The following is a 13,356-nucleotide window of genomic DNA, read 5'->3' on the forward strand; positions in this document are numbered from 1 at the left end:
AACAACACGCGAAACAAAGACGCCGGACCAGGCTGTCCCGGTCCGGCGTTGTCGCAACTCTTCAGCCGAAGCTGAAAATTAGCGAGAATAGAACTCGACGACGAGGTTCGGTTCCATCTGCACCGGATATGGCACATCTGTCAGACGTGGCGTGCGGAGGAACTTGCCTTTCATCTGGCGATGATCAGCCTCGATATATTCAGGCACGTCACGCTCACCGCTTTGCGCGGCGTCAAGGACGATGGCCAGCTGCTTGCTTTTCTCACGCACTTCGATGACGTCACCATCACGCACGAGGAAAGAAGGGATATTCACTTTACGCCCGTTGACCGTGATATGGCCATGGCTGACAAACTGACGCGCCGCAAAAGGCGTGATCACGAATTTGAGGCGGTAAATCACCGCGTCAAGGCGACGCTCAAGCAGGTCAATCAGGTTTTCTGAGGTATCACCCTTGCGGCGCACAGCCTCATCATAATAGCGGCGAAACTGCTTCTCGCTAATATTGCCGTAATAGCCCTTCAGCTTCTGCTTCGCCATCAGCTGCACAGAGTAATCTGACGGCTTCTGCTTGCGGCGCTGTCCGTGCTGGCCCGGCCCATATTCACGCTTATTGACCGGCGATTTGGCACGTCCCCAAAGGTTGACCCCAAGGCGACGGTTAATCTTATATTTGCTTTCCTGGCGCTTGCTCATCTTTGCAAGAACTCATTTCACAATATGGGCAACCTCTGCGCTGCAAGATCACCACCTGTTGCGCCGGTAGGCTTCCTCTCGAATTAGAAGAAGCGGGCGCATACCCAATACCTTAACCGATGGGGCAGCACCCAGTCCGGTCCGATATGTCCACGTTCCCGGCAATGAAGGGGAAAGTAGCGATTTTATCGCTATAAATCAACCGAAATCTGCGATCTGCCCGTTCAGGCCATCCATCAGGCCGCCCCCAGCGCCGCACGCCGCGCCCGCAGGACGTAACCCATCCGGATGAGAAGCAGGAGCGACAGCACAGCCAGCCCCGCCGCAAGCCCCCACCAGAGCCCCTCAACACCGTAATGCCCCTGAAAAGCCACCCAGCGACCACCGAAAACCGAAATCGGGATATAAGTGATGAACATGAAGATCATCGGCAGAAGCGTATCCTGACATCCCCGCAAAATCCCGTTACAGGCGGCCTGCAGACCATCGACGATCTGAAATAACCCACTGATCTTCAGCAGGCTCGACGCCATCGCGATGACATGCGGGGCATTATTCGTTTTCGGGTCGATGATGAACCGGGCAATATCATCGGAGAAGACAAAAATAATCGTTGCAGCAAGCAGGCTCCAGAGCATGGAGAGCCCAATGCATGCCATGGCGGAGCGCCCCGCCGCAACGACATCCCGCGCGCCCAGCCAGAATGACACGCGGATATTGACGGCCTGCGACAAGGCCAGATTCACCATAAAGCTCAGTGTTGCGATATTGAGGGCCACCTGATGCGCCGCGGCGGATTCCGTGCCGAGGACACCCGCATTAAGGCCAGAAATTTCAAAGGCCATTAATTCCGCACCGCTCGCCCCGACCATGGGGAGGCCCAGTTTGAGCATCTTCCAGAGTTGCGGCCAGTCGACGCGGGTCAGGCGCAGATGGTCCTTAAGATGATGACGCGACAGGGAGACGACCACCAGGGCGACCGCCGTGCCCCAACCCGTCACGGTCGTCGCGATTGCCGAACCCCACATACCCATTGCTGACAGGCCGAACCAGCCATAGATCAGCGTCGCATTGAGGAAGCCATTGGCCAACGCCATCAATGGCATCGTCCAGAGGAGGAGGAACTCACTCCCCAATGCCGGCAGGATGACGCGCAGCAGCCCGATCACGACCAATACCGGTGGCAATCCCCAAAGGAGGATATGCATGAAAACCCGGCCCTGCATGACGATAATTTCCGGCTCACCCAACCAGGAGAAGATTTTGCCAATCGGGGACAGGATCAGAAATACCGGCACGCAGAGAAACGCGCCCAATGCGATGCCCGTTGTCACCAGGTCAGCGAGGGAGGTCAAATGTTTCCGGCGCGCATGGGCTTCACCACGTCGCGTGGCGATCAGGATACTGGCAGCGCCGAGGGCGGATTGAAATGTGATCAGCGTGCAGAAAAACAATGTCGATGTCAGGCCGCCCACGGCCAGCGCCGTCGCCCCCAATCCGCCAAGGAGGATCGAATCGGTGACGCCCATGGCGATTTCGCTGAGTTGCGAAAAGCTGAGTGGCAGGGCCAGAAGGACGAGCCGGTGCAATTGTGCCCGCCAGAGCCGCGCCTGCTGGCTGGTATCTTCAGTCACTTTGAGACGCCAAAACAAATAAATCGCCAAGATATTTCGGCAATTTGTGAGAATGAGAGTTGCGTTGCCCGACAGACTCAAGCAATGAAAACCGATTATGACATCGTCTTATCACAAGCTCACGCTGCACAATAGCTTTACCCGCAAGAAAGAGCGCTTCACGCCCATCGAAGCTAAGCATGTGCGCGTCTATTATTGCGGCCCGACCGTTTATGATGCGGTGCATATCGGCAATTTACGCGCCATGCTCAGCGCCGATATATTGGTACGTTTATTGCGACGCCTTTATCCGCGCGTCACCTATGTGCGCAATATCACCGATGTGGATGATAAAATCACCGCCCGTGCGGCTGAAAACGGTGAGAGCATCGCAGATCTGACGGCGCGGACGGCCGCGATGTTTCACGCCGACGTAGCGGAACTGGAGATTGTCCCGCCCGATATTGAGCCGCGCGCGACGCATCATATCGGCGAAATGCTGGAGATGATCGCGTCCCTCATCGCCTCAAACCACGCTTATATTGCGGAAGGCCATGTGCTGTTTTCCGTCGCGGATTTTCCTTCTTATGGCGCGCTTTCAGGGCGTTCGTCGGAGGATTTGCTCGCCGGAGCGCGGGTTGAGGTCGCGCCTTACAAACGCCATCCCGGCGATTTTGTGCTCTGGAAACCCTCCGCGGCTGATCAGCCCGGTTGGGACAGCCCTTACGGGTTTGGGCGCCCTGGCTGGCACATTGAGTGCTCGGCCATGTCGCGGCGTTATCTCGGCGAGTCTTTCGATATTCACGGCGGGGGGGATGACCTGCTTTTTCCCCATCATGAGAATGAACGCGCCCAGTCACTTTGCTCCGCCCCGACGAGCCGCTTTGCCAATTACTGGCTACATAACGCCATGCTGCTCTCTAATGGTGAGAAAATGTCCAAGTCATTGGGCAATTTCTACACAGTTCGCGATGTACTCGCCAAAGCGCCAGCCGAAGCCCTGCGCCTCCTGATGCTGGGCACCCATTATCGCGCCGTGCTTGATTTTTCGTGGGAAAGACTGGCAGAGGCGAAAAACACATTGGATCGCTTCTATCGTGCTCTGGAGGCTTATCAGGGCGTTGATCTTCCTGAGGTATCCGTCGCGGTAGCCGTTATGGAAGCACTTTGCGACGATCTTAATACCGCTCAGGCGCTCGCGCATATGCACCACGACGCGACCCGCGCATTGGAGGGAGGCTGTCAGGCCGCCGCATCCTTGAAGGCTTCCGGCACTTTATTGGGCCTGTTGAAGTCCGACCCGGATCAATGGTTCGGTCGGCAGGATGCTGACCCGGACGTCACTCGTCTCGTCGCTGAACGTTCCGCCGCGAAAGCCGCACGCGATTTTGCCCGCGCCGATGCGATCCGGGACCAACTTCATGAGATGGGCATCATATTGGAAGATTCGGCCCAAGGCACGGTCTGGAAGCGCGCGTGACAGGGCGTGACGGCGGCGACGCCATCGGCCCGACGACGGAGAACAGCCCGGTCATCATCCTCGTCCGTCCCCAACTCGCGGAGAATGTCGGCACCACCGCGCGCGCCATGGCGAATGGCGGGCTTTTCCACCTGCGTCTTGTTGCGCCGCGCGATGGGTGGTCGCAGGAGCGCGCCTGGTATGCATCCTCCGGGGTGCACTGAATCCTTAATGCGACGACGGTTCATGAAACGGTCGATGAGGCGGTTGCTGGCCTGCATCGTGTATTCGCCACCTGCTCGCGCCCGCGTCACATTATCAAAACGGTGATGACTCCCCGCAATGCCGCCGCTGACATACGCCTCACAGAGGCCTGCCATCTCAGCATCGGCATTCTCTTCGAGCCGGAACGCGCCGGGCTCGATAATGAGGATATGGCCCGCGCTGACACGCTTATCCGGTATCCTCTCAATCCGGACTTCATGTCTCTAAACCTCGCACAGGCCGTGCTGATCATGGCCTATGAATGGTGGATGGCGGCTGATAACACCCGCCGCACGTCCTTATGACGAATGAGACACGAGTGGCCAGTAAAGGCGCTATCGAGAACTTTTTTGGAAATCTCACGCGACGCCTGGATGAAACCGGCTTTTGGCGCAATGTGCAGAAACGCCCCGGGATGATTCGCAATCTGCGACATTATTTCCAGCGGGGGGAATCACGGAGCAGGAACTCCGCACCCTGCATGGCGTGGTAACGGAGCTTTCCCGCACCGCGGAATTGTCCGCCTCAAAAAGGCGGCACAAGGCAGCGCTAAAGAGGGCCAGCCTGACGGTTGACGCACTTTTGAGCGTTAGACGTCCTCGGGCCGCAATCGCCGGTAAATGCGCGCCACGACTTCTCAGGATCACGATCCCAGAATGGGCCGAGCCTCACCAATCAGCTGTGTACGGACGGCGTCAATCGCGTCGCGACACACCACATCTTTCGGTGGTGAGGCGTCAACGGGAATCACAGGCTCATCCTCAGAAGGCGGCTCCAGCGTCCGCAATTGGCTTGGCACAAGCGATGCCGGCATGAAATGATGCTGCCGATGCTTGAGTCGGTCCTCCAACGCCGCCTGCGGTGCCCATAAATACAGGAAGGTGAGATCAAGATCCTGACGCAGCACGTCGCGATAGACACGCTTCAACGCGGAGCAAGTCAAAACACCACCCGTCTCGCGATGCTGACGGAGCCATTCATGGCAGCGTTCCAGCCAGGGCCAGCGATCCTCATCCGTCAGGGGGATACCGTGACTCATTTTTTCGATATTGGCGGGGCCATGAAGGTCATCCCCCTCCTGAAATGGCCAGTCAAACGCCGTGCTCAGCGCCTTGGCGATTGCCGATTTGCCTGTGCCGGTCACGCCCATCACAACGACCAGTTTTGACGCATAACGTTCCATGAATTCCTCCGTTATCGCCTTAAACTTGCCACGCCATTCTGACCCGCAACAAGCACTTCCGAGGTCATGTCGATAAAAAGTCCGTGGTCAACAACACCGGTGATCGCCGCAATGTCACGCGCGAGGGAAGCCGCATCGGTGATCGGGTCAAACACGCAGTCAAGGATGAAATTATGGTTATCCGTCTGATAAATCCTGCCGTCTTTCTCCGTTCTCGGATGCGCCGTGCGCGCCCCGATTTTTGAAATCAGTAGGGTCTGGATACGCTCCCACCCCCAGGGGATGACCTCAATCGGTAAGGGCATACGGGAACCAAGAGAATCGACGATTTTCCTGTCATCGACAATCACGATGAATTTTCGTGCCGCCGAGGCGACGATTTTTTCCCGCAAAAGCGCGCCGCCGCGCCCTTTGATCAATGTCAGGCTTTTTCGATCGATCTCATCCGCGCCATCAATGGCGATGTCGAGGATGGGATCCTGGACGAAATCCGATAATGTGATGCCCAGTCGCCGCGCTTGTTCTCCACTTGCTTCCGATGTCGGAATCGCCCGGATGCGGAGATTTTCATTTTTGACGCGTGCGGCAAGCGCATCAATCATGACACTTGCCGTCGTGCCACTTCCCAGCCCAACCGCCATGCCGTCTTCAATATATTTCACGGCATCCTGCGCCGCTTCCCACTTGAACTGAAGCTGCGCGTCGCGCTGGGGCGAGATATCTTCCGATGATGTGCCCGTCATGAGACGCCCTCAGTAACGGCCTTGTCGCACAGAAACGTCATCTCACCCTGTGTGGTGACATGGCTGGAAGGCAGCGCATCGTCTCCCGACCGGACACGGCGGAACATTTCTGCCTTCCCCTTGCCCTCGAGCAGGAAGACCACGTGCCGGCTGGAGGCAATGGCGGGGTAGGTCAAGGTGATGCGCGTATGAGGCGCATCATCCGGCACGCAGGTCGCGACCCACTTCTCACGCTCCTGCAAGACCGGTTGCCGGGGGAACAGTGACGCTGTGTGCCCGTCCTGCCCCATCCCCAGCATGACGACATCAAAAAATGGCCGCGCCGGGTCAAGATCCTGCGCGCCATAATGCGCCTGCAACAAACGCTGATAGGATGCCGCATCCTCTTCCGCCGTGCCATTTGTCGGGATCGGGTAGACGCGACCTTTCGTGGCCGCAACGTGGTTGAAAAGCGTTTCACAACTCATGCGGTAATTACTGGCTGCATCATCATGAGGCACGTGGCGCTCATCACCATAGTAAAATGCAACGCGCTCCCACGGCATACGCGCGACAAAAGCAGGCGAGGCGAGAAGCTCGAAAAGCTTCTTCGGCGTGCTGCCGCCTGATAAAGCGATGCGAAAGATACCTTCTTTCTTGGCCTGTGCCAGCGCGACGAGGCGTTGCGCCATATCGAGAGCGACCTCCGCGCCGTCAGCACGGACCATGATTTTCGCTGTTTTGACGGTATCACCGCTCATGGCGTTTCCTTCCTGTCTATTTCAGTGGCCGGTGCGTGCGGGAGGACAAATTGCGCCATGGCTTTGGCCCAGCCCTCCTCCGCATTGCTGGCGGTCACATATTTCGCGTGACGCTTGACGTCATCCCGGGCATTGCCCATGGCGATCGAGACCTGGCCGAGCTTGAGCATCGGCACATCATTGCTCATATCACCGATACAGGCAACTTCCTCCAAACTGAACCCATAATGCGCGGCGAGGAACTGCAAGGCAAAGCCCTTATTAGCCTTTTGCGGCGTAATATCGAGGTAATAATCGCTTGAACGATGGACACTTGCCGCGTCACCCAACGTTCTGCTGATTTCCCGTTCGAGCTTTTCCAGCTTCTCCGCATCATCGCAGACGCCCTGAATTTTACCGACCTGATGGAAATGGGCGCTGAGATCCTCAACGACCTGCGGGGGCGTGCCGACAACATCGCTCTCATGCTGGACATGTGGTGCTGTCTTATCCGTCACGTACCAGTCACGCTGACTGTAAAGCCACGCATCGACGCCGTTTTCCTGCAAAAGCGTGCAGGCCTGCCGAACGGTTTGCGGCGCGAGTGTCAATGATGAAAGGATTTTGCCCTGGGAATCGACGATTTCAGCACCATTGAGCGCGCCGATGGGCGTATCCAGCCCCATTTGGCGACGGAACCTCTCCATCCCCGGCGGAAAACGGGAACTGACGAGGCAAAGCTTGATCCCCTGCGCTGTCAATTTCCGCGCAGCACGCAGCGTCTCCTCACTCAGGATTTTCTCCTTATTGAGGATAGTCCCATCCATGTCGGAGACGACCAGTCTGATCGTCTTTGCGGCCGAGATATTTTCCTGACGAGGTTGATCATCCGGCTGTCCCATATGAAGCCCCCTCCCTTTTTCCTGACAAGCTATTTAAGCGGTAGCCATTTGCGGCGACTGCTTGAAAGCAACTCATCGGCCTCACGCGGGCCATCGAGACCTGCCGCATAAAAACATAAGGGTGGCTGCTCTGCACTTTGCTGGCTGAGCACAGGCTGCACGATGCGCCATCCCTCTTCAATCGAGTCCGCACGTTGAAACAATGTCTGGTCACCGATCAGGCAATCATAGATCAATGTCTCATAACCCGTGCTGGGCCCTTCCTGAAACCAATCCGAGTAATCAAACTTCATGCGCACGCCGCCAAGCCGAACGGAGGGGCCGGGGACTTTGGCAGAAAACTGCATCGTTACCCCTTCCGTCGGTTGGATGTGCAGCACCATGATATTGGGCGTCAATTTATCAACCGGCGTATCGCGGAAAAGTGCGTATGGCGCCTGCTTGAAATGGATGGCAATTTCAGTTTTGCGGCAGCGCAGGCGCTTCCCCGTGCGGATATAGAATGGAACACCGGCCCAACGCCAATTATCGATCCGCAGCTTCATGGCGACGTAGGTTTCCGTCTCGCTCCCCATGGAAACATCGGGCTCACCCCGATAGCCACGCAGCGCCTCCGCATGGTCACCATTCTTGAAGGAGCCACTGACATATTGGCCGCGCACGGCATTTTCACGCGTGACAGGCTGGATCGCGCTCAGGACTTTCGATTTTTCATTCCGGACGGCTTCGGCATCGAAAGAAGTCGGCGCTTCCATCGCCACCATCGAAAGGAGCTGCATCAGGTGATTAGGCACCATATCCCGTATGGCACCTGTGCTTTCATAAAAGCGTCCCCGTCGCTCAACCCCCACCGTCTCTGCCGCGGTGATCTGGATATGGTCAATATTATTGCGATTCCAGAGCGGCTCAAAAAAGCCGTTCGAAAAGCGAAGGGCGAGGATGTTTTGCACCGTCTCTTTACCAAGATAATGATCAATACGGTAAATCTGCGTTTCACCGAGTGAGCGCAGCAGGCGCGCATTCAGCTCTTTCGCTGAATTCAGGTCAGAGCCGAAGGGTTTTTCGATAATAACGCGGCGAGAGCAATTTTCAGTCTCTTGCGCGAGGCCGGTTGAGCCGATAAGGTCAACAACAGAGCCAAAGAAACGCGCCGCAACAGCTAAGTAAAATACAGCACTCCGCTCACCCAGGGCCTCTTTAAGGCGGATATAAGTGCTCTCTTCTTCAAACGATCCACGAATATACTGGATATTTCCCGTGATGCGATCCCAGTTCTCCTCCTTCAGTTTGGCAGCGCTGGAACCACGTTTACTGACGAAATCATCGATCGATTTCCGAAATTGTGCCAGAAGCGTTTCTGACGTCATTTCAACCCAATCGACGACGATAACCGAGAATTCGTCACTCAATAAATCGGCACAATCGAGATTATAGATGGCCGGGATGAGGAGACGTTTGGTGAGATCACCGCCACCGCCAAAAATGACCATGACGCCGGGAGGCGCCTTGTGCAGTCTGCGCAATGACTGTGTTGGCGACAGCATCTCACGGTCGCTCGTCAAAACGTCGTTCATAACCAGCCCTTTAAGCCCCACCTGCGACAATTTACGCCGCCTGCGCAACTTACCCTTATAAAAATCTATCTAATCGAAAAACGCAGCGAAGGCAGAAGTTTTCGGAATGGGAGGGCGGCATCTCGCCGCCCCCGTAAAATGCTTACTTCTTCTCGACGTGACCACCGAAACCGAAGCGCATGGCCGATAAAACTTTCTCGGCAAAATTATTGCCGGAGCGTGAGCGGAACCGAGTGAAAAGCGACGCCGTGATCACGGGCGCGGGAACGGATTCCTCAATCGCGGCCTCAATCGTCCAGCGCCCCTCACCAGAATCAGCAACTTCACCGGAAAATTCCGACAAAGAGCCGTTTTTCGCCAGAGCGTCAGCCGTCAGGTCAAGCAGCCATGAGGAGACGACACTGCCACGACGCCACACTTCAGCAATATCCGCCATATTGAGGTCGAAGCGCTGGTCTTCCGGCAGAACGTCGGAGCTCTTGGACTGCATAATGTCGAAGCCCTCTGCGAAAGCCTGCATCATGCCGTACTCAATGCCGTTATGCACCATCTTGACGAAATGGCCGGAACCTGCGGGACCGCAATGCAGATACCCTTCCTCAGCGCGTGGGTCGAGGCCGTCACGGTCACGCCCCGTTGTGGGCACAACATCGCCTTTACCCGGCGCCAGGGCCTTCAGGATGAGGTCGATATGATCCGTTGAGTCCTTCGTGCCGCCGTACATCATGCAGTAACCGCGCTCAAGGCCCCAAACGCCGCCGGACGTGCCGACATCGACGTAGTGAATGCCCTTTTCGGCCAGCTGCTTCGCACGGCGCATATCGTCTTTGTAATAGGAGTTGCCGCCATCAATAATGATGTCGTCCTTGCCGAGCAGCCCATGAAGCTCCTGCACGCAGGCTTCGGTAATGTCACCGGCAGGAAGCATCACCCAGACGATTTTACGCGCTGCCGTCAATTTGCTGACGACATCCGATACGCTGCTCGCCGGCTTGCCACGGCCGGATTCCGCCCGCTCCGCCGTGCGGGACACGGCTGCCTGATTACGATCATAAAGGACGACGTCATGGCCGTGGCGCGTCAGACGCACCGCGATATTGCCACCCATCCGGCCCAGACCAATTATACCAATTTGCATTCTCTTAAACCTTCAACACGTTACGAAAACGTGATTTCTCTTTGGAGAAACGGCCCGATGGAGGTCGGGCCGCATTCACATTACAACGCTTTGCTGATCGCCTCCGCGAGCGCCTTCAGACCGGCCTCCAGCGGCCCACTTATGTGGATACGCAAGGCACGGCGGCCGCGTTCGGACAGCACGTTGAAATCACCGCGTGCCTGCGCTGCCTTGACGACACCGAAAGTGAATTTTTCACCCGGCACGGGAAGATCAGCGTGATCTTCAGCCGTGATCTGCAGGAAGACACCGCTATCCGGGCCGCCTTTATAAGCCTGCCCCGTCGAATGCAGGAAGCGGGGGCCAAACTCGGCAGCCGTCGCCACTTTAAGGTGATCACGCAGCGTCAGCCGCACATCCTGAATCCAGGCCCGTGTCTTTTTATCACGCGCGATATAGGCAAGCAAGCCGATATAATCGCCTGCTTTGACCCGACCGAAGAAGGCCTTGAGGATCGTCCCCACATCGTGACCCGCCAAAGCTTTGGCGTTGAACGCATCCGCATAGAAGGCAAAAGCGCCATCTTTCGCGAAAGCTGTCTCATCCGGCAATTTGCCCGTTTCATTGAAAGCGTTCGTGAGCTTCTTCGTCTCAACCTTGCTGAATTCAACATCCGGTTGGTCAAACGGGTCAATACCGAGCACGGAGCTCGCGACTGCCGTTGCAAACTCCCAATGGAAGAAAGCCTGCGCGACCGCCATTTTATCCGCGAGGTCGATGGTGATGACGGGGTGACCCGCCTCAGTAAGCGCCTTGATCGCCTTATCCTGCGCCGCCGAAGCCCTATCGCTTAAGCGGAGATAGGCGAAGACGCGATCCTTCCCGTAAACATCGGGGCCACCAAGCATCTCATCATCAATCGGCACGAGACCCGTGCCCTTCTTGCCCGTTGACTCGGCGATGAGCTGCTCCAGCCAGGCACCAAGATCATAAATCTCCGGTGAGGCTATAATCGTGACTTTATCCTGCTTGTGACGCGTTGCCGCGGCACCAAGGATGGCGCCAAGCTGGAAGGCCTCATTTTGCACTGGCGGGTTGCTCGCAGCGGCGGATTTAACAGCATGGAGGGCTGAACGCAAGAAGGCGTTGACATCAAGCCCACTCGCCGCCGCCGGAACCAGCCCGAAATTCGAGAGAACGGAGAAACGCCCCCCAATCTGCTTTTCGCCATAGAAGATCTTCCAGAAAAGATCTTTCTTCGCGACTTCCTCCATGTGGGAGCCCGGATCGGTCACCGCGACGAAATGTGCGCTAGGTGCCTTGCCGAGAGCCTTCTCCGCCGCGGCGAAGAAATAGGCTTTCAGGATATTCGGCTCCAGCGTCCCACCGGATTTGGAGGACACGATGAACAATGTTTTCTTGAGATCAACCGCGTTTTCAAACGCTTTGATCTGCTGCGGGTCCGTACTATCGAGGACATGCAGTTTCGGGAAATTGGCGTGACGGCCAAATGTCTCGGCGATCACTTCCGGCCCGAGGCTTGACCCGCCCATACCGAGGAGAAGCACATCGGTGAAGCCCCGTGCCCGCACATCATGCGCGAAAGCTTCAAGCTCTACTGCGTGCGCAAGACGCTCCTCAACAATATCGAGCCATTTGAGCCATTTTGCTTCCTCACCGCCCGTCCAGACAGACGGATCACGCGCCCACAGCTTGCGAAGCTTGCCTGCTTTACGCCAGTCTTCGGTGATTTCCGTGACATCTTTTTTCAGCGCTTCAGGAAGTTGAACGGATTGTTTCAACACCTTGTTACCGAGCATCGCCTTCTGCTTCTGCGCAACAGCGCCGAGCAGCTTATCGAAAGCGTCACAGAAAGAGGCACAGCCTTCCGTCACGAGTGTTTCCGTCACCGCATCAAGGTTCAGGCCGAGACGCTTCTGCTCATCCATCACATGGCGAGCAGCATCGACATCTTCCGTGAGGCTCGCGCGCAGTTTGCCATGGTCACGGAAAGCGTCAAATGTGGCGGGCGGAATGGTATTGACCGTTTCCTTGCCAATCAGTTCATCAACGTAAAGCACGTCAGAATAAGCTTTGTCTTTCGTGCCTGTCGACGCCCAGAGCAAACGCTGAGGCTGCGCCCCCGCCGCGGCAAGCTTCTGCCAGCGCGGTGATTTGATGACCTCAAGATAATGCTGATATGCCATTTTCGCATTGGCGATTGCCACTTTGCCGCGCAGCGCCTTGAGGGCCTCGGCATCTTTATCGCCTTCCTTGACGCGACGATCAATCTCAGCGTCAATTTTGCCGTCAATACGGCTGACGAAGAAGGACGCAACGCTGGCGATCTTATCAATCGACTCACCGCGCGCACGACAGGTTTCCAACCCTTTAAGATAGGCTTCCAGCACATCCTTATAGGCGGCGAAGGAGAAGAGCAGCGTGACATTGACGCTGATCCCTTCCGACGTCACCTGCTGAAAAGCAGGGACGCCCTCACGCGTGCCGGGGATTTTGATCATCAGATTTTCGCACCCGACCTCACGCCATAGGCGGCGGGCTTCGCCAGCGGTCGCGTCCGTCTCAAATGCAAGGTAAGGCGATACTTCGAGGCTGACATAACCATCACGGCCCTTGGTCGCTTCGAAAACCGGATGCATCACGTCGGCTGTCGCGCGAATATCCGTGATGGCGAGTTTCTCATAGAGCTCTCCGGGGGAGAGAATCTCGTCAGCAAGCAATTCCTTGATCTGCGCGTCATAATCTGAGCCGTAGCCCATCGCTTTTTCAAAAATTGCAGGGTTCGACGTGACACCCTTAAGTCCATCTTCGTCAACGAGTTTTTTCAAGCTGCCGTCTGCGGTGAACGAACGCTGGATGAAATCAAGCCACGGGGATTGGCCAAAATCCGCCATCCCTCGCAATACATTTGCGACTTTCCCCGCGTTAGGCTTTTGTTCGACGCCCATGACGTCCTCCTCTCATCATACCATCACCTTGGCATCCACGGTTCCACCGCAGCGAAACAAGTTTCGGAACCGCAATGCAAGGCGTAACAAAAAATGAGGGCCTCGTCAGTCTTCTGC

General features: G+C 56.5%; 10 protein-coding genes and 1 pseudogene. 2 read left to right on the forward strand and 9 right to left on the reverse strand.

Translation table 11 applies throughout. The features are described from left to right. Positions 1-78: 78 nt before the first annotated feature. On the reverse strand, positions 79-696 hold the full coding sequence (gene rpsD, locus AAYR33_05725) for a 30S ribosomal protein S4 (protein XAO70593.1): 618 nt from the start codon (positions 694-696) through the stop codon (positions 79-81). 236 nt (positions 697-932) lie between these two features. Next, a complete protein-coding gene (locus AAYR33_05730) occupies positions 933-2,360 on the reverse strand; it encodes an MATE family efflux transporter (GenBank protein XAO70594.1) in 1,428 nt (475 codons plus the stop codon). 67 nt (positions 2,361-2,427) lie between these two features. Here AAYR33_05730 and cysS point away from each other — a divergent pair, with 67 nt between their 5' ends. Together cysS and AAYR33_05740 are read left to right on the forward strand one after the other, a co-directional pair. After that, positions 2,428-3,789, forward strand: a complete 1,362-nt coding sequence (cysS, locus tag AAYR33_05735; GenBank protein ID XAO70595.1) for a cysteine--tRNA ligase — start codon at positions 2,428-2,430, stop codon at positions 3,787-3,789. Beyond that, positions 3,786-4,536 (forward strand): annotated as a pseudogene (locus AAYR33_05740) (RNA methyltransferase). The gene cysS and the pseudogene AAYR33_05740 overlap by 4 nt, the downstream one beginning before the upstream one ends. A gap of 139 nt (positions 4,537-4,675) precedes the next feature. On the opposite strand, the gene AAYR33_05745 reads toward AAYR33_05740, so the two are convergent. The 7 genes from AAYR33_05745 to AAYR33_05775 all read right to left on the reverse strand — a co-directional run bounded on the left by AAYR33_05745 (position 4,676) and on the right by AAYR33_05775 (position 13,239). After that, a complete protein-coding gene (locus tag AAYR33_05745; GenBank protein XAO70596.1) occupies positions 4,676-5,215 on the reverse strand; it encodes a gluconokinase in 540 nt (179 codons plus the stop codon). Between the two features lie 11 nt (positions 5,216-5,226). Next, positions 5,227-5,958 carry a ribose-5-phosphate isomerase RpiA gene (gene rpiA, locus AAYR33_05750; GenBank protein XAO70597.1) on the reverse strand — a complete coding sequence of 244 codons (732 nt, stop codon included), beginning with the start codon at positions 5,956-5,958 and terminating at the stop codon, positions 5,227-5,229. Continuing rightward, entirely contained in the window at positions 5,955-6,698 is a 744-nt protein-coding gene (gene pgl, locus AAYR33_05755) for a 6-phosphogluconolactonase (GenBank protein ID XAO70598.1), read from the reverse strand. Before pgl ends, rpiA begins: the two co-directional genes overlap by 4 nt. Continuing rightward, positions 6,695-7,579 carry a Cof-type HAD-IIB family hydrolase gene (locus AAYR33_05760; GenBank protein XAO70599.1) on the reverse strand — a complete coding sequence of 295 codons (885 nt, stop codon included), beginning with the start codon at positions 7,577-7,579 and terminating at the stop codon, positions 6,695-6,697. The genes pgl and AAYR33_05760 overlap by 4 nt, the downstream gene beginning before the upstream one ends. A 29-nt stretch (positions 7,580-7,608) precedes the next feature. After that, the gene (gene zwf / locus AAYR33_05765) at positions 7,609-9,123 is read right to left on the reverse strand and encodes a glucose-6-phosphate dehydrogenase (protein ID XAO72405.1); all 1,515 of its coding nucleotides are present in this window, start codon (positions 9,121-9,123) and stop codon (positions 7,609-7,611) included. A 172-nt stretch (positions 9,124-9,295) separates the two neighbouring features. Beyond that, entirely contained in the window at positions 9,296-10,291 is a 996-nt protein-coding gene (gene gnd / locus AAYR33_05770; protein ID XAO70600.1) for a phosphogluconate dehydrogenase (NAD(+)-dependent, decarboxylating), read from the reverse strand. A gap of 80 nt (positions 10,292-10,371) precedes the next feature. Next, entirely contained in the window at positions 10,372-13,239 is a 2,868-nt protein-coding gene (locus AAYR33_05775) for a bifunctional transaldolase/phosoglucose isomerase (GenBank protein XAO70601.1), read from the reverse strand. Positions 13,240-13,356: the final 117 nt, after the last annotated feature.

It is taken from the genome of Acetobacteraceae bacterium (genome assembly GCA_039613835.1).
Classification (GTDB): Bacteria; Pseudomonadota; Alphaproteobacteria; order Acetobacterales; family Acetobacteraceae; genus Sorlinia.